The organism is Mycobacterium shimoidei (assembly GCF_900417275.1).
Lineage (GTDB): Bacteria > Actinomycetota > Actinomycetes > Mycobacteriales > Mycobacteriaceae > Mycobacterium > Mycobacterium shimoidei.
This window is the reverse complement of record NZ_UEGW01000001.1, coordinates 3,945,898-3,965,903: the sequence shown is the minus strand read 5'-3', so window position 1 is coordinate 3,965,903 and position 20,006 is coordinate 3,945,898. Positions and strand designations below refer to the sequence as shown.

Annotated in this window: 17 protein-coding genes; 10 read left to right on the top strand and 7 right to left on the bottom strand. The window is 65.3% G+C overall.

Annotated elements, in window-relative coordinates:
- The first annotated feature begins 26 nt into the window (after positions 1-26).
- From uvrC to whiA, 4 genes are read left to right on the top strand one after another with little or no spacing between them, the layout of a single operon-like run.
- A complete protein-coding gene (gene uvrC, locus MSP7336_RS19005; protein WP_069397844.1) occupies positions 27-1,958 on the top strand; it encodes an excinuclease ABC subunit UvrC in 1,932 nt (643 codons plus the stop codon).
- Complete coding sequence (gene rapZ / locus MSP7336_RS19000; protein WP_113964337.1) at positions 1,955-2,872, top strand: RNase adapter RapZ; 918 nt, start codon at positions 1,955-1,957, stop codon at positions 2,870-2,872. The genes uvrC and rapZ overlap by 4 nt, the downstream gene beginning before the upstream one ends.
- On the top strand, positions 2,869-3,924 hold the full coding sequence (gene yvcK / locus MSP7336_RS18995; protein WP_069397842.1) for a uridine diphosphate-N-acetylglucosamine-binding protein YvcK: 1,056 nt from the start codon (positions 2,869-2,871) through the stop codon (positions 3,922-3,924). Before rapZ ends, yvcK begins: the two co-directional genes overlap by 4 nt.
- Positions 3,921-4,898 carry a DNA-binding protein WhiA gene (whiA, locus tag MSP7336_RS18990; RefSeq protein WP_113964336.1) on the top strand — a complete coding sequence of 326 codons (978 nt, stop codon included), beginning with the start codon at positions 3,921-3,923 and terminating at the stop codon, positions 4,896-4,898. The genes yvcK and whiA overlap by 4 nt, the downstream gene beginning before the upstream one ends.
- A gap of 24 nt (positions 4,899-4,922) precedes the next feature.
- Here whiA and MSP7336_RS18985 read toward each other — a convergent pair whose 3' ends face one another.
- Positions 4,923-6,503 carry an HNH endonuclease signature motif containing protein gene (locus tag MSP7336_RS18985; protein WP_113965082.1) on the bottom strand — a complete coding sequence of 527 codons (1,581 nt, stop codon included), beginning with the start codon at positions 6,501-6,503 and terminating at the stop codon, positions 4,923-4,925.
- A 258-nt stretch (positions 6,504-6,761) separates the two neighbouring features.
- Here MSP7336_RS18985 and MSP7336_RS18980 point away from each other — a divergent pair, with 258 nt between their 5' ends.
- The 5 genes from MSP7336_RS18980 (at position 6,762) to secG (ending at position 11,913) form a co-directional block, all read left to right on the top strand.
- The gene (locus MSP7336_RS18980; protein WP_113964335.1) at positions 6,762-8,525 is read left to right on the top strand and encodes a DUF3556 domain-containing protein; all 1,764 of its coding nucleotides are present in this window, start codon (positions 6,762-6,764) and stop codon (positions 8,523-8,525) included.
- Between the two features lie 100 nt (positions 8,526-8,625).
- Positions 8,626-9,645: a type I glyceraldehyde-3-phosphate dehydrogenase gene (gene gap, locus MSP7336_RS18975; RefSeq protein WP_069397839.1), complete on the top strand. Its 1,020-nt coding sequence runs from the start codon at positions 8,626-8,628 to the stop codon at positions 9,643-9,645.
- A 3-nt stretch (positions 9,646-9,648) separates the two neighbouring features.
- On the top strand, positions 9,649-10,866 hold the full coding sequence (locus MSP7336_RS18970) for a phosphoglycerate kinase (protein ID WP_113964334.1): 1,218 nt from the start codon (positions 9,649-9,651) through the stop codon (positions 10,864-10,866).
- Entirely contained in the window at positions 10,863-11,648 is a 786-nt protein-coding gene (gene tpiA, locus MSP7336_RS18965; protein ID WP_113964333.1) for a triose-phosphate isomerase, read from the top strand. Before MSP7336_RS18970 ends, tpiA begins: the two co-directional genes overlap by 4 nt.
- 31 nt (positions 11,649-11,679) lie before the next feature.
- The gene (gene secG, locus MSP7336_RS18960) at positions 11,680-11,913 is read left to right on the top strand and encodes a preprotein translocase subunit SecG (RefSeq protein ID WP_069397865.1); all 234 of its coding nucleotides are present in this window, start codon (positions 11,680-11,682) and stop codon (positions 11,911-11,913) included.
- Between the two features lie 2 nt (positions 11,914-11,915).
- On the opposite strand, the gene MSP7336_RS18955 is transcribed toward secG, so the two are convergent.
- From MSP7336_RS18955 to tkt, 6 genes are all read right to left on the bottom strand, one after another.
- Positions 11,916-12,308 carry an ATPase gene (locus MSP7336_RS18955; RefSeq protein ID WP_069397836.1) on the bottom strand — a complete coding sequence of 131 codons (393 nt, stop codon included), beginning with the start codon at positions 12,306-12,308 and terminating at the stop codon, positions 11,916-11,918.
- A 63-nt stretch (positions 12,309-12,371) separates the two neighbouring features.
- Positions 12,372-13,112: a 6-phosphogluconolactonase gene (gene pgl, locus MSP7336_RS18950; RefSeq protein ID WP_113964332.1), complete on the bottom strand. Its 741-nt coding sequence runs from the start codon at positions 13,110-13,112 to the stop codon at positions 12,372-12,374.
- The gene (gene opcA / locus MSP7336_RS18945; RefSeq protein ID WP_113964331.1) at positions 13,109-14,020 is read right to left on the bottom strand and encodes a glucose-6-phosphate dehydrogenase assembly protein OpcA; all 912 of its coding nucleotides are present in this window, start codon (positions 14,018-14,020) and stop codon (positions 13,109-13,111) included. Before opcA ends, pgl begins: the two co-directional genes overlap by 4 nt.
- A gap of 61 nt (positions 14,021-14,081) precedes the next feature.
- The gene (gene zwf / locus MSP7336_RS18940; protein WP_113965078.1) at positions 14,082-15,608 is read right to left on the bottom strand and encodes a glucose-6-phosphate dehydrogenase; all 1,527 of its coding nucleotides are present in this window, start codon (positions 15,606-15,608) and stop codon (positions 14,082-14,084) included.
- A 23-nt stretch (positions 15,609-15,631) separates the two neighbouring features.
- The gene (gene tal / locus MSP7336_RS18935) at positions 15,632-16,750 is read right to left on the bottom strand and encodes a transaldolase (protein WP_113964330.1); all 1,119 of its coding nucleotides are present in this window, start codon (positions 16,748-16,750) and stop codon (positions 15,632-15,634) included.
- 15 nt (positions 16,751-16,765) lie between these two features.
- Positions 16,766-18,856 carry a transketolase gene (gene tkt, locus MSP7336_RS18930; RefSeq protein WP_069397831.1) on the bottom strand — a complete coding sequence of 697 codons (2,091 nt, stop codon included), beginning with the start codon at positions 18,854-18,856 and terminating at the stop codon, positions 16,766-16,768.
- A 205-nt stretch (positions 18,857-19,061) separates the two neighbouring features.
- On the opposite strand from tkt, the gene MSP7336_RS18925 reads away from it, so the two are divergent.
- Positions 19,062-19,985 (top strand): heme o synthase, encoded by a 924-nt coding sequence (locus MSP7336_RS18925; RefSeq protein WP_069397830.1) that lies wholly within the window; start codon positions 19,062-19,064, stop codon positions 19,983-19,985.
- Positions 19,986-20,006: the final 21 nt, after the last annotated feature.

Here is a 20,006-nt window from a genome sequence, read left to right as displayed (position 1 = left end):
TCGGCTGTCCGACTAGCCTGTAAAACGTGGCAGATCCCGCTACCTACCGCCCCGCGCCCGGGTCCATCCCGGTCGAGCCCGGCGTCTACCGGTTCCGGGACCAGCACGGGCGGGTCATCTACGTCGGCAAGGCCAAGAGCCTGCGCAGTCGGCTGACGTCGTACTTCGCCGATGTGGCAAACCTGCACCCGCGCACCCGGCAAATGGTGACCACCGCGGCCAAGGTCGAGTGGACGGTGGTCAACACTGAGGTCGAGGCGCTGCAGCTGGAATACAACTGGATCAAGGAGTTCGACCCGCGGTTCAATGTCCGCTACCGCGACGACAAGTCGTATCCGGTGTTGGCCGTCACGCTCAACGAAGAATTTCCCCGGCTGATGGTCTACCGAGGTCCGCGACGCAAGGGCGTGCGGTATTTCGGGCCGTACTCGCACGCCTGGGCCATCCGGGAGACGTTGGATTTGCTTACGCGGGTGTTTCCGGCACGCACCTGTTCGCTCGGGGTGTTCAAGCGGCACAAACAAATCGATCGTCCCTGCCTGCTCGGCTACATCGACAAGTGCTCGGCGCCGTGCGTCGGCCGGGTCACCGCCGAGGAGCACCGCCAGATTGTGTTGGACTTCTGTGATTTTCTGTCCGGCAAGACCGAGCGGTATGCGCGCAGCCTCGAACAGCAGATGAACGCGGCGGCCGAACGCCTCGACTACGAACGTGCCGCCCGTTTGCGCGACGACCTGTCCGCGCTGAAGCGGGCACTGGAGAAACAGGCGGTCGTGCTCGGGGACGGTACCGACGCCGACGTGGTGGCATTCGCCGACGACGAACTCGAGGCCGCGGTGCAGGTGTTCCACGTCCGCGGCGGCAGGGTGCGCGGTCAGCGCGGATGGATCGTCGAAAAGCCAGGCGACCCTGGTGATTCCGGTGACGCGCGACTCGTCGAACAATTCTTGACCCAGTTCTACGCCGACCAGGCCGAACTCGACGGGGCCGCCGACGAAGCCACCAACCCGGTGCCCCGGGAAGTGCTGGTGCCCTGCCTGCCGCCCAATGCCGAAGAGCTGGCCAGCTGGCTGTCGGAGCTCCGCGGATCCCGGGTGGCGATACGGGTGCCACGGCGCGGCGACAAGAAGGCACTGGCCGAGACCGTGCAGCGCAATGCCAAAGAAGCACTGCAACAACATAAACTCAAACGAGCCGGCGACTTCAACGCCAGATCGGCTGCACTGCAGAACATTCAAGAATCGCTGGGCCTGGCCGAAGCACCGCTGCGCATCGAATGCGTTGACATCAGCCACGTGCAGGGCACTGACGTGGTGGGCTCTCTGGTGGTGTTCGAAGACGGCTTGCCTCGCAAGTCGGACTATCGCCACTTTGCCATCCGCGAGGCTGCCGGCCAGGGACGCTCCGACGACGTAGCCTCTATCGCCGAGGTGACTCGGCGCCGGTTCGTCCGACACTTGCATGATACAAATACGCTTGCACCAGAAGGAAAGTCGCGAAAATTCGCGTACCCGCCGAACCTGTACGTCGTCGACGGCGGCGCGCCGCAGGTGAACGCGGCCAGTGCGGTGCTCGACGAACTCGGCATCACCGACGTCGCCGTGATCGGACTGGCCAAGCGGCTGGAAGAGGTGTGGGTGCCCTCGGAGCCGGATCCGATCATCTTGCCGCGCAACAGCGAAGGACTGTACCTGCTGCAGCGGGTACGCGACGAGGCCCACCGATTCGCTATCTCCTATCACCGCAGTAAGCGGTCAAAGCGGATGACAGAGTCGCTGCTGGACGCGGTGCCCGGGCTTGGCGAGCAGAGGCGCAAGGCGTTGGTCACCCAGTTCGGTTCGGTGGCTCGCCTCAGGCAGGCCACCGTCGAGGAGATCACCGCTGTTCCCGGTATCGGTGTCGCGACCGCCAACGCGGTGCTCGAGGCGCTGCGTCAGCCGAACGGCGAGACGGCATGAGTAGCCACACTCGAGCCGAAAACTCGCCGAGCGCAACTGAATCCGGTATTGATGTGGTACTGGTGACCGGCCTGTCGGGAGCTGGACGCGGCACCGCGGCCAAAGTGCTCGAGGACCTGGGCTGGTATGTCGCCGACAACCTGCCGCCCCAACTGATCACCCGGATGGTGGACTTCGGGTTGGCGGCGGGCTCGCGGATCACCCAGCTGGCGGTGGTGATGGACGTGCGGTCGCGGGGCTTCACCGGCGACCTGGACTGGGTGCGCAACGACCTGGCCACGCGCAACATCACGCCGCGGGTGTTGTTCATGGAGGCTTCCGACGACATGCTGGTGCGCCGCTACGAGCAGAACCGTCGCAGCCACCCGCTGCAGGCCGGGCAAACACTGGCCGAAGGCATCGCGGCCGAGCGCGAGATGCTGGCGCCGGTCCGGGCCACGGCCGACCTGATCATCGACACCTCGACGCTGTCGGTGCGGGCGCTGCGGGAGAGTATCGAACGAGCCTTCGGTGGCGAGACTGTCGCGCACACCAGCATCACCGTAGAGTCCTTCGGCTTCAAATACGGGCTGCCGATGGACGCCGATATGGTGATGGATGTTCGATTCCTGCCCAATCCGCACTGGGTCGACGAATTACGGCCCCACACGGGCCAGCATCCGGCAGTTCGTGACTACGTGCTCGGCCAGACTGGCGCGCAGGAGTTCCTGGAGACCTACCATCAGTTGCTGTCCTTGGTTGTCGACGGCTACCGCAGGGAGGGGAAGCGCTACATGACCGTTGCGATCGGCTGCACAGGAGGCAAGCACCGCAGCGTCGCTATCGCCGAGGCGTTAGCACGGCTGCTGGAGCCCGAGGAGTCGGCGGAGCAACTGTCGGTGCGCGTCCTGCACCGGGACCTGGGCCGCGAATGACTCCAGGTCCCAGCCCCAACATTGTCGCCCTGGGCGGCGGACACGGCCTGTACGCGACGCTGTCGGCGGCACGACGACTGACCCCGCACGTCACCGCCGTCGTCACGGTGGCTGACGACGGCGGATCTTCTGGCAGGCTGCGCAGCGAACTCGACGTAGTACCACCCGGTGATTTACGAATGGCGTTGGCGGCATTGGCATCTGACAGTCCGCACGGGCGCCTGTGGGCGACAATCCTGCAGCACCGGTTCGGTGGTAGTGGCGCGCTGGCCGGGCATCCGATCGGTAATCTGCTGTTGGCCGGGTTGAGTGAAGTGCTGGCCGATCCGGTGGCCGCGCTCGACGAGTTAGGCCGCATCCTCGGCGTCAAGGGCAGAGTGCTGCCGATGTGCCCTATCGCGCTGCAGATCGAGGCCGACGTCTCGGGCCTCGAAACCGATCCGCGAATCTTCCGTTTGATACGTGGCCAGGTCGCCATCGCGACCACGCCCGGCAAGGTGCGCCGGGTGCGGCTGCTGCCCGCCGACCCGCCGGCCACCCGTCAGGCGATCGACGCGATCATGGCCGCCGATCTGGTGGTGCTCGGGCCGGGGTCCTGGTTCACCAGCGTGATCCCGCATGTACTGGTGCCGGGGTTGGCCGCAGCGCTGCAGGCCACTACGGCGCGCCGCGCACTGGTGCTCAATCTGGCGCCCGAGCCGGGCGAAACGGCCGGTTTCTCGGTGGAGCGTCACCTGCATGTGCTGGCCCAGCACGCGCCGGATTTCACCGTCCACGACATCATCATCGACGCCGAGCGGGTGCCGAGCGAACGGGAGCGGGAGCAATTGCGCCGCACCGCAACGCTGCTAAGGGCGCGCGTTCAGTTCGCCGACGTCGCTCGGCCTGGTACACCTTTACATGACCCAGGGAAGTTGGCTGCGGCACTCGACGGGGTGGGGGTGCGTGACATCGGCTCCGCAGCGCAATCGGTGACCGCCCCGATGCCGATTGAAGGTGAGCGTCAAAAAACCGGCGCAGACGGACCGAGGGGTGACGACGCGTGGCAATGACGGCCGAAGTCAAAGACGAGTTGAGCCGCCTGGTGGTGAACTCGGTGAGCGCGCGGCGCGCCGAGGTCACCTCCTTGCTGCGGTTCGCCGGGGGGCTGCATATCGTGGCCGGCCGCGTGGTCGTCGAAGCCGAAGTTGACCTGGGCAGCATCGCGCGGCGGCTGCGCAAGGACATCTTCGAGCTCTACGGCTACAACGCGGTCATACACGTGTTGTCCGCCAGCGGAATTCGCAAGCAAACCCGATATGTGCTGCGGGTCGCCAACGACGGCGAGGCGCTGGCCCGTCAGACCGGGCTGCTCGACTTGCGCGGTCGCCCGGTGCGAGGCCTGCCGGCCCAGGTGGTCGGCGGCAGCATCGCCGACGCCGAAGCCGCCTGGCGCGGGGCATTCCTGGCGCACGGATCGCTGACCGAGCCGGGCCGCTCCTCGGCGCTGGAGGTCAGCTGCCCCGGCCCGGAAGCGGCGCTGGCATTGGTGGGCGCGGCGCGCCGGCTCGGTATCAGCGCCAAGGCCCGCGAAGTTCGCGGGGCCGATCGCGTCGTGGTGCGCGACGGCGACGCGATCGGCGCGCTGTTGACCCGGATGGGAGCCCAGGACACCCGGCTGGTGTGGGAGGAGCGGCGGATGCGCCGCGAGGTGCGAGCCACAGCGAACCGGCTGGCGAACTTCGACGACGCCAATCTGCGTCGCTCGGCGCGCGCAGCGGTCGCCGCGGCCGCCCGGGTGGAGCGTGCGTTGGAAATCCTGGGCGACAGCGTGCCCGACCATCTGGCAGCGGCAGGCAAACTTCGTATCGAGCACCGGCAGGCCTCGTTGGAGGAGCTGGGTCGGCTGGCTGATCCTCCGATGACGAAAGATGCTGTTGCGGGCCGTATTCGACGTCTGCTGTCGATGGCCGACCGCAGGGCGAAGCAGGAAGGCATTCCCGACACCGAATCGGCGGTGACACCGGACCTACTCGAAGACGCATAGGTCGGAAGCCCCCACCCGCGACCCCTAGAAGGGTGGATCGTCGGGTATTGGTGGCGGTGACGGCGGCGGTGGCTTCCAGTCGGGTGGTAGTTCTTCGGGTTCGCGCGGGTCGTTGACCCAGGTGCAGAACGGGCTGGTGCTGGGTTCGCTGCCTTTGAACAGAAACAGCATGTCGCGCATGTGATTACGGAATTTGCGATGCTCGACTTCCTCTTTGCGTGCGAACTCGAGCCGGCGACGGGCTTCGTTGATCGGGCGCTGCTCACGGTTGTGCTTACGGGCCCAGGCAATTCGTGCGCTACGTTGCTTGGAGCGACTGCGCCGGTTGGGACTGGGTTGCGAACACGCCGGCGCGCGGAGTTGGTCGAAGAGATCAGCTCCGCCCGGACTCGTGCGATAGGTCTGCCCGGCGGGGGACGTCCACACCACCGTGCCGTCAGCCAACTGTGTATCCTGCCATCCGCCAAAAGTTTTCAGCCTGTGATGGCGGCGGCAAAGGCATTTGAGGTTAGACGCCACCGTGAGCCCGCCCGCTGCCGGGTTGGAATGGTTGAACGGAATGGTGTGGTCGAGGTCGCAGTGCGTTGCTCGGCGATGGCACCCCGGGAAGCGGCAGGTCAGATCCCGGCAACGGATGAGCCGCTCGAGCGCGGCAGAGGGCTGGTACTGCAGTGCGGCGCGGGCGCTGGTCTCTGGATCGGCCAGTCGCAGCAGTGCCGTCGCCGCTAAGTCACACACCTGCTCAGCGTCGATGACCCCGTAGCCCTCCAGGTAGCCCGGTTGGTCGCTGTTGCCGTTGACGGTCGCCTCGCTGGCCACCACGTTGATGATCACTTGCGCCCCGCCGGTATTGCGATCAGGGCCAGCGACCTTGCTTGGGCAGTCCGGTCTCCCGCAGGCGCAGGCCAATTCACGGCCTTCGGTCAACGCGGCCAGCGCATCGGCGCGACGCTGATCCAACGTCCGAGGATCGGCTGCGCAGACCTGTTTCGCCAGCTGTGACAGTCGCTGATCAAACGCCGTCGCCGCCGCTGCAGCCACTGTGCCGTAAACCTCAGCCATCCCGTTGTCCTGCGCGCAAATCCCGATATGGCGGTCGTCTGCTGCCTTGGTACGGCGCTCGCGGGCAGCATCGGGGTCGGTTACCCTTACTGCCGCGTCGACGGCATTGATGATGCGCTGCTTTGACCAGCCGTGCCATTTGCCGATGCGTTCGGCCAACGACTGATCGAGCTTGGCGATCAACGCCTTGTCGGTGACCAAATCGATCCGACTGATGATCAACCGCACAGTGCGCCAATCGGTTCGGCCTTCTGCCAGCAGCGCGGCCACCGCAGGGAACCGGACATCGAGCGCTTCGCCATATGACACCAGGTACGACGCCCCGGTCGGGGACAGGTTCATCGCCGCGGCCACCTCGGCGGTGGTCTGTTCGAACCCGTCGATCACCGCATAGCCGCGCTCGGCTTCGGCTTTCTCGGCCGCAGCGACCCGGCAACGCAGTAACGCGGCCACGGCCGCCAGGCGCCGCGCCACCAGCATCGACTCCATCCGATACGACGACTCCACCACCGCCACCAGCCCAGCCGGATCCAGCTCAACCATGCCGGTCGGGTCACCGATACCGGCCGCGGCCAACGGATCCGCCATCGTATCGAACATGCTTTCGAGCGTACTGCAGACGTCTGACACGATCATCGGCCAGCCGGTTCACCGCCGGGGTTATCCCCAGTCGCGCATTCATCCACAACGCTCGGCGAATTCAGGACATACTCAACGCACCCTGGTGCCGGTCACGGGCCGCGATTATCGTCATCGCAGCGTCGGCATCAAACTTGTCCACTGATTTCCAGGCGAGGGCACATGGGTTTTATTGCACCGGAACTTCCCAACGTCGATCACGACACTTGGCCCACACTGCCGTGGCGCACCCGGGTCGAGGTCTGCAGTCGGCACTGGGCCGAACAGGGCTTCGGCACGCCCTATGCGGTCTATCTGCTCTACTTGTTCAAGATCGCGGTGTACGTCGTCGCCGGCGCCGCAATCATCTCGCTCACACCCGGTTTGGGCGGCCTCGGCGACATCAGCCAGTGGTGGACGCAGCCGATCGTCTACCAGAAGGCCATCATCTTCACCCTGCTGTTCGAGGTGTTGGGTCTGGGCTGCGGATCCGGCCCGCTCACCGGACGATTCTGGCCACCGATCGGCGGGTTCCTCTATTGGTTGCGGCCCAAGACGATTCGGCTACCGCCCTGGCCGGGCAAGGTTCCGTTCACCGCCGGCGACACCCGCACCTTCATCGACGTGCTGCTCTATGTCATCGTGCTGGCTTCGGGGATATGGGCGCTGCTGTCGCCCGGACGGGGCGGCCCGGTCACGGGCGCCGGCGACGTCGGGGTGATCGACCCGATCCTGGTTGTGCCGGTCATCGTCGCGTTGGCGGTGCTGGGCCTGCGCGACAAGACGATCTTCCTGGCCGCCCGCGGCGAACACTATTGGCTGAAGCTGTTCGTGTTCTTCTTCGCTTTCACCGACCAAGTTTCCGCGTTCAAGATCATCATGCTCGCCATGTGGTGGGGAGCGGCGACCTCCAAACTCAACCATCACTTCCCATATGTCGTGGCGGTGATGACAAGCAACAACGCGCTGCTGCGCGCCAAGGCGTTCACCTGGCTCAAGCACAAGCTCTACCGTGACCCGGTCAACGACCTGCGCCCCTCGCTTTTGCCCAAACTCATGGCCCACGTCGGCGGAACCACAGCCGAATTCATTGTGCCCACCGTTCTGGTTTTCTTCGCTGATGGACAACCGTGGCGGTGGCTACTCATCGGCTTCATGGTGATCTTCCACCTCAACATCATTTCCAACCTCCCGATGGGGGTGCCGTTGGAGTGGAATGTGTTCTTTATCTTCTCGCTGTTCTACCTGTTCGGGCACTACGGCGCGATCCAAGCCACCGACATCTCGTCACCGTGGCTGGCTGCGGTCTTGGTGATCGTGCTCGCGGTGGCGTTGATCGCGGGAAATATGTTTCCGCAGCAGATCTCGTTCCTGCCGGCGATGCGCTATTACGCCGGGAACTGGGCCAGCAGCCTGTGGTGTTTCCGTGCCGGCGCCGAAGATCGCATCGAAGCGAACATCGTCAAAAGCTCCGCGCTGGTTTTCAACCAGTTGGTGAAACTTTACGATCGGGCGACCGCCGAAGTCGTCGCCGACAAGGTCCCGGGGGCGTTCCGTTCGCTGCACTTGCATGGTCGAGCGCTCAATGGCCTATTGCCGCGCGCGCTAGCGGGTAACGAGGCCGACTACAGCATTCGGGACGGCGAGATCGTCGCCGGCCCGCTGGTGGGCTGGAATTTCGGTGAAGGCCATCTGCACAACGAGCAGCTGCTGGCCGCCGTGCAACGACGGTGCCAGTTCGCCGAAGGCGATCTGCGGGTGATAGTCCTCGAAGGCCAGCCAATCCAGACCCAGCGGCAGTGGTACCGGATCTTCGACGCCAACGCGGGCCTGATCGAGGAAGGGTATGTCGCGATCGCCGACATGCTGAGCCGTCAGCCCTGGCCCGAACCGGGTGATGAGTTCCCGGTCCACCTCACCACCCACCGTGACCCGGTGAGCAAATAACCCCGCAGGTCAGCAACGTGTCGGACCAGACCTCGCGATGCCCCCGGCACACCACTAGGCTGGTCGGTGGATCAGATCAGCAACCAAGGAGACGAGAGACGTGACGGTCCGGGTAGGCATCAACGGCTTCGGACGAATCGGGCGGAACTTCTACCGGGCCCTACTGGCGCAGCGCGAGCAAGGCATCGCCGATGTCGAGGTGGTGGCCGTCAACGACATCACCGACAACGCGACGCTGGCCCATCTGCTCAAATTCGACTCGATCTTGGGCCGGTTGCCCCAAGACGTCAGCCTGGAAGGCGAGGACACGATCGTCGTCGGCAGCGACAAAATCAAGGCGCTGGCGGTCAGGGAAGGGCCGGCCGCGCTGCCCTGGGGCGACCTGGGCGTCGACGTCGTCGTCGAATCCACCGGGCTGTTCACCAACGCCGCCAAGGCCAAAGGTCACCTGGACGCAGGGGCCCGGAAGGTCATCATCTCGGCGCCGGCCACCGACCCGGACATCACCATCTGTCTGGGCGTCAACGACGACAAGTACGACGGCAGCCAGAACATCATCTCCAACGCGTCCTGCACCACGAACTGCCTCGCGCCGCTGGCCAAGGTGCTGCACGACGAATTCGGCATCGTGAAGGGCCTGATGACCACCATTCACGCCTACACCCAGGACCAGAACCTGCAGGACGGCCCGCACAAGGACCTGCGCCGCGCTCGCGCCGCCGCGCTGAACATCGTGCCGACCTCCACCGGCGCCGCCAAGGCAATCGGCCTGGTGCTGCCCGAGCTGAAGGGCAAGCTGGACGGCTACGCGCTGCGGGTGCCGATCCCGACCGGCTCGGTCACCGACCTGACCGCCGACCTCACCAAGTCGGCCAGCGTCGAGGAGATCAACGCGGCGTTCAAGGCTGCCGCCGAGGGCAAGCTCAAGGGCATCCTGAAGTACTACGAGGCGCCGATCGTTTCGAGCGACATCGTCACCGACCCGCACAGCTCGATCTTCGACGCCGGCCTGACCAAGGCGATAGACAATCAGGCCAAGGTGGTGTCGTGGTACGACAACGAGTGGGGTTACTCCAACCGCCTGGTCGACCTCGTCGCACTGGTCGGTAAGTCGCTGTAAGCCGTGACCATCAAGTCAGTCGACGACCTTCTCGCACAAGGAGTTTCAGGTCGCGGCGTATTGGTGCGTTCTGACCTGAACGTCCCTCTCGACGATGCCGGAACAATCACCGATTCCGGCCGCATCACCGCGTCGGTGCCAACGCTGAAAGCGCTGGCCGACGCCGGCGCCAAGGTCGTGGTGACTGCGCATCTGGGCCGGCCCAAGGGTGGTCCGGACCCGAAACTGTCGCTGGCGCCGGTCGCTGCGGCACTCGGTGAGCAACTGGGGCAGCACGTTGCGCTGGCCGGGGACGTCGTTGGCAGCGACGCGCTGGCCCGAGCCGAGGGTCTCACCGACGGAGACGTGCTGCTGCTGGAGAACGTCCGCTTCGATCCGCGCGAGACCAGCAAGGACGACAGCGAACGGCTCGCGCTGGCCAGGCAACTGGTCGAGCTTGTCGGCTCAGACGGCGGCGCGTTCGTATCCGACGGTTTCGGGGTGGTCCACCGCAAACAGGCGTCGGTCTACGACGTCGCCACCCTGCTGCCGTCCTACGCCGGAACGCTGGTCACTGCCGAGGTGAAAGTTCTTGAGCAGCTCACCCATTCGACCGAACATCCCTATGCCGTTGTGCTCGGTGGGTCGAAGGTGTCCGACAAGCTGGGAGTGATCGAGAAGTTGGCGACAAAGGCCGACAGCATCGTGATCGGTGGCGGCATGTGCTTTACGTTTCTCGCTGCACAAGGGCTTTCGGTGGGAACCTCGTTGCTGGAACGCGAGATGATCGACACTTGCCGACGGCTGCTGGACACCTACGCCGACGTGCTGCGGCTGCCGGCCGACGTCGTCGTAGCCGACAAGTTCGCCGCCGATTCGCCGTCGGAAATCGTTGCCTGCGATGAGATTCCGGAAGACAAGATGGGCTTGGACATCGGGCCGGGGTCGGTGCAGCGGTTCAGCACACTGTTGTCCAATGCGACCACGATCTTCTGGAACGGCCCGATGGGCGTGTTCGAATTCCAGGCATTCGCCGCCGGCACCAAGGGAGTCGCCGAAGCGATCGCCGCCGCCACGGCCAAAGGCGCGTTCAGCGTGGTCGGCGGCGGCGATTCCGCGGCCGCGGTGCGCGCGCTGGGGCTGCCCGAGGACGGCTTCTCGCACATTTCCACCGGCGGCGGCGCGTCGCTGGAATACCTTGAGGGTAAGACATTGCCCGGCCTGGAGGTGCTGGACCAATGAGCCGTAAGCCGTTGATCGCCGGCAACTGGAAGATGAACCTCAACCACTTCGAGGCGATTGCGCTGGTGCAAAAGATTGCATTCTCGTTGCCGGACAAGTACTTCGACAAAGTCGACGTCGCGGTCATCCCACCGTTCACCAACCTGCGCAGCGTGCAGACCCTGGTCGACGGCGATAAGCTTCGGCTGACCTACGGCGCCCAAGACCTCTCCCAGCACGATTCGGGCGCCTACACCGGCGACATCAGCGGCGCGTTCCTGGCCAAGCTCGGCTGCAGCTACGTTATCGTCGGCCACTCCGAACGGCGCACCTACCACAACGAAGACGACGAGCTGGTGGCTGCCAAAGCGGCCGCCGCGCTCAGGCACGAGCTGACCCCGATCGTGTGCATCGGTGAGCACCTCGATGTCCGGGAAGCCGGCGACCATGTGAACCACAACATCGAGCAGCTGCGCGGCTCGCTGGCCGGGCTATCCGCCGAACAGATCGCCAACGTCGTCATCGCCTACGAGCCCGTGTGGGCGATCGGCACCGGCCGGGTGGCCAGCGCCTCCGACGCGCAGGAGGTCTGCGCAGCCATCCGCAAGGAGCTCGGTGCGCTGGCGTCGACGCAGATCGCGGACAGTGTGCGGGTGCTCTATGGCGGCTCGGTGACCGCGAAGAACATCGGTGACATCGTCGCCTGCGATGACGTCGACGGCGCCCTGGTCGGCGGCGCGTCGCTGGACGGTGAGCAGTTCGCGACGCTGTCCGCCATCGCCGCTGGGGGCCCGCTGCCCTGAGTTATCGGCGCTGACCGGTATGGTGATGGCCATGGAATTGGCCCTGCAGATAACCCTGGTGGTGACCAGCATCCTGGTGATGTTGCTGGTGCTGCTGCACCGCGCCAAGGGCGGCGGGCTGTCGACGCTGTTCGGCGGGGGTGTGCAGTCCAGCCTGTCCGGGTCGACGGTGGTGGAGAAGAACCTCGACCGGGTGACCCTGTTCGTCACCGGCATCTGGCTGGTGTCGATCATCGCGATGGAGCTGCTGATCAAATACCGCTGAGGTCAGCGCACCGTCCGGTTCCGCAACGTGTTGAGCATGCCGCGCACGGCGTGTTCGGTCGCCGACAACGGCGACATCACCGTTTCGCCCACACTCACCATGTAGTCGATCCGCTGGACGATGGCCTCGACCGGTTCGATCAGCGTCGCCAGCCGGCGGGCCAGCTCGTCGAGGCCGGTGAGCGTTCCTTCGAAGTGGTCCAGGCCGTTGTCAAGTCGTTCGACGGTGGCATTCAGGGCCGACAGCGAGTCGTTCAGCTCGTTCAGCGTGGGCCCGAGGTCGGTCAGGAACGACTCGAGTTGCTGCACCGTGACGTCGGCGTTCAGTGCCGCCTGCGCGAGGGTCTTGATCCGCTTGCGTTCCGGCCCGCCGCCTTTGTCCGCCATGACAGCCATTATTGCCCGGGGCAGCGGCCGCCTCGAGGACTACGCCGCGATTCTGTTTTCGTGGGCTAGCGGCTAGCCCAGCTTGGACGCTGCCTGTTTGTCGAGGAACCAGACCGTTCTCTCCCGTCCGACGGCCCCCGCGGCCGGCACCCGCACCGGGTCGGCGCCGGCGATGGCCGCGGCCACGGCGTCGGCTTTTTCTGCGCCCGACACCATCGTCCAGACCTCACGGGCCCGCCGCACCGCGGGCAGCGTCAATGTGATCCGTTTCGGCGGCGGCTTCGGTGAATCCTCGACGCTGACCACCAGCCGGCTCTTCTCCCGCACCGCGGGAGTATGAGGAAACAACGAGTTGATGTGGCCCTCGGGTCCCACGCCGAGCAGGTGGACGTCGAAATTCGGTGCGGGCTGGCCTGGTTCGGCGTTGCCGGCCAGCACCTGTTCGTAAGCCAACGCCGCGGCGGCCAAATCGCCATCGGTCTCATCGTCGCTGGCCGGCATGGCGTGCACGTTGCGAGGCGGGATGTCAATGTGATTCAGCAGGGCTTCGCGGGCTTGTTTCTCGTTGCGGTCGTCGTGGTCTTCGGCGACGTAACGTTCGTCACCCCAGAACAGGTGCACGCCGGGCCAGTAAATCCGCTGCTGCTGCGTTCTGAGGTAGCTCAGCAGCCGGATGCCGTTGCCACCCCCGGTCAGCACGATCAACGCCCGCCCACGTGTGGCGATGGCCGCCCCGATGACGTCGATCAACCGTTCGCCGGCTGCGGCCGCGAGTGCATCGCCGTCGGTGAACGTCTCAACATCGGTGCTCATACATACTCCACCCGGTCGATGCCCTCGAGCGCAGAATAGTAGATCGCGTCTGGGTCCAGCCGCCGCAGATCCTCAGCCAAACACTCACGAGCATCCCTGCGCGGCAACGGAAGCAACGCGTCCGGTCTGCCCGTGCGGCTCAAGGTTGCCGTCACCCCCTCCTGCGGTCGGCTCAGCGTCACCGTCTCGGTATTACGTATCAGCTCCACCTTGAGTTCACCGACGGCGCGGCGCACCGGCCCGTCGATCCGGCTGGCGAGCCAGCCTGCCAGTACGTCCAGTGCGGGCTCGGTCTTGAGGCCGGAGACCAGTGCCGAGGTGATCGGCTCGTGCGGTGGCTGATCGATCGCCGACGCGAGCAGGGCGCGCCAGTAGGTGATGCGGCTCCACGCCAGGTCGGTGTCGCCGGGGGTGTATCCGGGGAGTCGGCTCTTGATCGCCGACAACGGGTCAGCACCGTTGGTTGCATCGGTGATGCGCCGGATTGCCAACTTGCCCAACTGATCTTGTGCCGGCACGGCGGGCGCGTTGTCTGGCCACCAAGCCACCACGGGAATATCGGGCAGCAGGAACGGCACCACGACGCTGGCGGCGTGGCCGGACAGCGGGCCCGAAAGCCGAAGCACAACCACCTCACCGGCGCCACTGTCACCTCCTGCCCGCAGCTGGGCATCCAGCCGCGTGTCGGCAGCATCCGGGTCGCCGTTCATCACCACGATCACCCGGCTGGGATGCTCGTGGCTGGCGGCATTGGCCGCTTCGATGGATTCTTCGAGCATCGCATCGCTGTCCGGCGCGATGACCAGGGTCAGAACTCGCCCGAGAGTGACCGCGCCAACCCTTTCGCGCAATTCGTCGAGCTTCTTGTTGATGGCGTTAGTCGTGGTGTCCGGCAGGTCGATAATCATCGGGGTCGCCGCTCCTCGCAGCCGCGCGGAACCATCATTGCATCGTCGGCGGCGCGGATCATCAGGGTCGCCGCCACTCACGACCGGCGCGGCGCAGCATGTCGAATGCCGAGGCGGGACCCCAGGTGCCCGCTTCATACGGTTCAGGCTTACCTTGAGCGGCCCAGTTCTCCAGCACCGGATCAAGTATCTCCCAGGCCATTTCGACTTCCTCGTTGACGGGGAACAGCGACGGCTCGCCGAGCAGCACATCGAGGATCAACCGCTCGTAGGCCTCGGGGGAGTCCTCGGCGAACGCCGAGCCGTAGGAGAAATCCATATTGACATCCCGGACCTCCATGGCCGTGCCCGGCACCTTGGAGCCGAACCGCAGCGTGACACCCTCGTCCGGCTGCACCCGGATCACCAGCGCATTGGCGCTCAACTCATCGGTCATGGTCGCGTCGAACGGCAGATGCGGCGCCCGTTTGAACACCAATGCGATCTCGGTCACTCTGCGGCCCAACCGTTTTCCGGTGCGCAGGTAGAACGGCACACCTGCCCAGCGACGGGTGTCGACCTCCAGCGTGATGGCGGCGAATGTCTCGGTGACCGAGTCCTTGGCGAACCCCTCCTCATCGAGCAGCCCGACCACCTTCTGCCCACCCTGCCAACCGGCGACGTACTGGCCGCGACTGGTGGTTTCGTCCAGCGGCTGAGCGAGCTGGGTGGCCGAGAGCACCTTGATCTTTTCGGTCCGCAGTTCGGCGGGATGGAAACTGACCGGCTCTTCCATCGCGGTCAGTGCCAGCAGCTGCATCAAGTGGTTCTGGATGACGTCGCGGGCCGCTCCGATGCCGTCGTAGTATCCGGCTCGCCCACCCAGGCCGATGTCTTCGGCCATGGTGATCTGCACATGGTCGACGTAGTGCGAGTTCCAGATCGGGTCGAACAGTTGATTGGCGAACCGCAGCGCCAAGATGTTCTGCACCGTCTCCTTGCCCAGATAGTGGTCGATGCGAAACACCGACTCTTCGGGGAAGACGCTGTTGACCACCTTGTTGAGTTCGCGCGCGCTGTCCAAGTCGTGGCCGAACGGCTTCTCGATAACGACTCGGCTCCATCGGCCTTCTTGTGGCCGTGCCAGCCCGGATCTGTGCAGCTGTTCGCAGACCGTTGGAAAAGCGTTGGGCGGGATGGCTAAATAGAAGGCGTGGTTGCCGCCGGTGGCGCGCTCGGTGTCGAGCTTGTCCAGGGACTCGGCGAGCCGGGCGAACGCCGCCTGGTCGTCGAAGGTGCCCTGCACAAACCGGATTCCTTCGGAAAGCCGATCCCAGATCGCGTCCCGAAACGGTGTGCGGGCGTGTTCCTTGACCGCCTGGTACACCTGCTGGGCGAAATCCTGGTCCTCCCAGTCCCGCCGGGCGAATCCAACCAACGCGAACGTGGGCGGCAGTAACCCCCGGTTGGCCAGGTCGTAGACCGCCGGCATCACCTTTTTGCGGGCGAGGTCGCCGGTGACGCCGAATATCACCAACGCGCATGATCCCGCGATCCGTGGCAGGCGCTTATCGCGTTTGTCCCGTAAGGGGTTTCGCCACTGGCCGATGTTGCCCCGAGTGCCGGCAGGGCTCACTTGGAGGCGGAGTCCAGTTGAGTCTGGGTTTCCTTGAGCAGCTCTGTCCAGGAGTCTTCGAACTTCTGCACGCCCTCGTTCTCGAGGACGAGGAACACGTCGGTCAGGTCGATTCCCACGGCCTGGAGTTTGTCGAACACCTCCTGGGCCGCCGCTGCGGTACCGGTGACCGTGTCGCCGGAGATGACACCGTGATCGGCGACAGCGTCAATCGTCTTCTCCGGCATGGTGTTCACCGTGTTCGGCGCGACCAGTTCGGTGACGTAGAGCGTGTCCGAGTAGTCGGGGTTCTTCACGCCCGTCGATGCCCACAGCGGACGCTGCACCCGTGCACCGTCGGCCCTGAGCTGCTCGTAGGCATCTCCGCCGACGAAGACTTCCTGGTATGCGGCGTATGCCAGTCGGGCGTTGGCGACCCCGGCCTGACCGCGCAGCGCCAGCGCTTCCGGGGTGCCGATTTTCTCCAGTCGCTTGTCCACTTCGGTGTCAACGCGAGAGACGAAAAACGACGCCACCGAGTGGATCTTGGACAGGTCATGTCCGGCTTTCTTGGCCGCGCGCAGCCCGTCGAGGTAGGCGTCCATCACCTGGCGGTAGCGCTCGACGGAGAAGATCAGCGTGACGTTGACCGAAATCCCTTCTGCCAGCGTCGCGCTGATGGCGGGCAGACCGGCCTCGGTGGCCGGGATCTTGATGAACAGGTTGGGCCGGTCGACGATCTTCCACAATTCGATGGCCTGTTTGATGGTCTTGTCGGTGTCGTGGGCGAGCCGTGGGTCGACTTCGATCGAGACCCGGCCGTCGACTCCGTCGGAGCCTTCCCATTGCGGTGCCAGGACGTCGCAGGCGTTGCGCACATCGTCGGTCGTGACCGTGCGTATCGTCGCGTCCACGTCGGCGCCGCGCGCGGCCAGCTCGGCGATCTGATCGTCGTAGGCCTTGCCCTCGGCGAACGCCTTTTGAAAAATCGACGGGTTGGTCGTCACGCCGACAACGCTTTTGGTGTCGATCAGTTCCTGCAGGTTCCCGCTCTGCAGCCGTTCTCGCGACAAATCGTCCAACCAGACGGATACCCCGGCGGCACTGAGTGCGGCGAGGTTCGGATTCTGCGTCATTAGGACGTCCTCCTTCTAGTTCTCCAGGGTCCGTTCGGCGGCAGCGACGACGGCCTCGTGAGTGAACCCGAATTCGCGGAACAGGGTTTTGTAGTCCGCGGATGCACCGTAGTGCTCGATCGACACGATCTCTCCGGTGTCGCCGACCAGTTTGTGCCAGCTCTGCGCGACGCCGGCCTCGACCGCGACCCGGGCCGATACGCTCGGTGGCAACACCTTGTCGCGGTAGTCCGCAGGTTGCGACTCAAACCATTCCATGCATGGCATCGACACGACTCGTGCAGCAATGTTCTTGTCTGCCAATGCCTTTTTCGCTGCCACGGCGATCTGCAACTCCGAGCCGGTGGCGATCAGTACGACGTCGGGTTCCTCGTCGCCGTCGTCACCGAGCACGTAACCACCCCGCGACACACCCTCGTAGCTGGTGCCCTCCAGCACCGGCAGACCTTGCCGGGTCAGACACAGCCCGACCGGGCCGCTGCCGTTGCCGCGGGCCAGGATCGAGCGCCACGCGTACGCGGTCTCATTGGCGTCGCCGGGTCGGACCACCGCCAAGTTCGGGATCGCACGCAGCGCCGAAAGATGCTCGATGGGTTGATGAGTGGGCCCGTCTTCACCGAGGCCGATCGAGTCGTGCGTCCAGACGTAGATGGTGTCGATGTCCATCAGGGCTGCCAGCCGCACTGCCGGGCGCATGTAGTCGGAGAACTGCAGGAATGTGCCGCCGAACGCCCGGGTCGGGCCGTGCAGCACGATGCCGGACAAGATGGCGCCCATCGCGTGTTCGCGGACACCGAAGTGCAGGACCCGCCCATACCAGGACGCCGTGAACTCCTTAGTGGAAATCGACGGCGGCCCAAACGAATCCGCGTCTTTGATGGTGGTGAGGTTGCTCTCGGCAAGGTCGGCCGAACCGCCCCACAGCTCGGGCAGTTTGGGGGCCACCGCGTTCAGCACCTCACCGGATGCCTTGCGGGTGGCGATCTCGGCGGATCCGGGCTCCCAGTGCGGTATGTCGGCATCCCAGCCGTCGGGCAGTTCTTCGGCGGTCAACCGGTCCAGCAGCGCCTTGCGTTCCGGTTCGCGCTGCGCCCAGGCTTCGAAATCCGCCTGCCACTTCTGGTGCGCCTCTTTGCCGCGGTCCACCAGCTTGCGGGTGTGCGCAAGGACGTCGTCGCGCACCTCGAACGTCTTGTCGGGATCGAAGCCGAGCACCTTCTTGACCTCGGCTACTTCCGCTTCGCCCAATGCCGCACCATGCGCCTTGCCAGTGTTCATCAGGTTCGGCGCCGGATAGCCGATGATCGTGCGCAGCTCGATGAACGACGGCCGGTCCGTGACCGCCTTGGCGTTGGCGATCGCTTCTTCGATGCCGACCACGTTTTCGCCACCCTCGACCCGCTGCACGTGCCAGCCGTAGGCCTCGTAGCGGGCTGCAGTGTCTTCGCAGAGCGCGATGTTGGTGTCGTCCTCGATCGAGATCTGGTTGTGGTCGTAGAACACGATCAGGTTGCCCAGCTGCTGTACGGCGGCCAGTGACGACGCTTCCGACGTCACGCCCTCTTCGATGTCGCCGTCGGAGGCGATCACGAAGATGTAGTGGTCGAACGGGCTGGATCCGGGCGCGGCATCGGGATCGAACAAGCCACGCTCGTAGCGCGACGCCATCGCCATCCCCACGGCCGACGCCAGGCCTTGCCCGAGCGGTCCGGTGGTGATCTCCACACCCTTGGTGTGCCGGAACTCGGGGTGGCCGGGGGTCTTGGACCCCCAGGTACGCAACGACTGGATATCGGACAACTCGAGACCGAATCCGCCCAGGTACAGCTGGATGTAAAGAGTCAGGCTGCTGTGTCCGGCCGACAGCACGAACCGGTCGCGACCCAGCCAGGTGGTGTCGCTGGGGTCGTGGCGCATCGTCCGCTGAAACAGCGTGTAGGCCAGCGGGGCCAGGCTCATCGCGGTGCCGGGATGGCCATTGCCGACCTTTTGGACAGCGTCGGCGGCCAGCACCCTGATGGTGTCGACAACGGCGGAGTCGATGTCGGTCCAGTCATCCGGATGATGCGGTCGGGTTAGCTCGGAAATCTCATCGAGTGTGGTCACGGATTGAGTCCTCGGGTCGACAAGGTGATCTCTTCCCACACTAGTGGGCAAGTGACGGCCGTAGCGGCCGAGACGACGGGGATATCCATCGGGGGCCGCCGCGAACCGCGCACCGGCCCCCCTGAGCGGTGCCCACTATCCTGTAGCGGTCTACCATCCTCTGTAGTAGAAAGCCGCGCGCCGGTGCGATCCAAGGAGCTATTGCGTGAGCATTCGCGGGCGCTCGACCACCCAAGCCCCGAGCAAAGTACGCGCGACGGCTCTGGCGTACCTGGCGCTGACCAAACCTCGCGTCATCGAGCTGTTGCTGGTCACCGCCATACCGGCGATGCTGCTGGCCCACCGCGGCACGGTGGACCCGCTGCTGATCGGCAACACCCTGATCGGCGGCATGCTGGCGGCCGGCGGGGCCAACACGCTCAACTGTGTGGCTGACGCCGACATCGACAAGGTGATGAAGCGCACTGCACGTCGGCCACTGGCCCAAGACACCGTGCCGACCCGCTACGCCCTGGTGTTCGGGCTGGCGCTGAGCATCGGCTCGTTCTTTTGGCTGTGGTTGACCACGAACCTGCTCTCGGGCCTGCTGGCGGTGGCCACGATCGCGTTCTACGTGTTCGTCTACACGCTGTTGCTCAAGCGCCGCACCTCGCAGAACGTGGTGTGGGGCGGGGCGGCCGGTTGCATGCCGGTGATGATCGCCTGGTCGGCGGTCACCGGCACCATCGGATGGCCGGCGGTGGTGATGTTCGCGATCATCTTCTTCTGGACGCCGCCGCACACCTGGGCGCTGGCCATGCGTTACAAGGAGGACTACCGAGCCGCGGGTGTGCCGATGCTGCCGGCGGTCGCGACCGAACGTCAGGTCACCAGGCAGATCCTGGTCTACACCTGGCTGACGGTGGCGGCGACGCTGGTGCTGGCGCTGGCCGCCGGATGGCTGTACGCCGCCGTCGCGGTGCTGGCCGGAGTGTGGTTCCTGGCGATGGCCCACCAGCTTTACGCCGGGGTGTGCCGCGGCGAACCGGTCAAGCCGCTACGGCTGTTCCTGCAGTCGAATAACTATCTGGCCGTGGTGTTTTGCGCGTTGGCGCTCGACTCCGCCATCGCCTTGCCGACGCTGCTGTAGCCGCGCACGCCGTCTTCCACT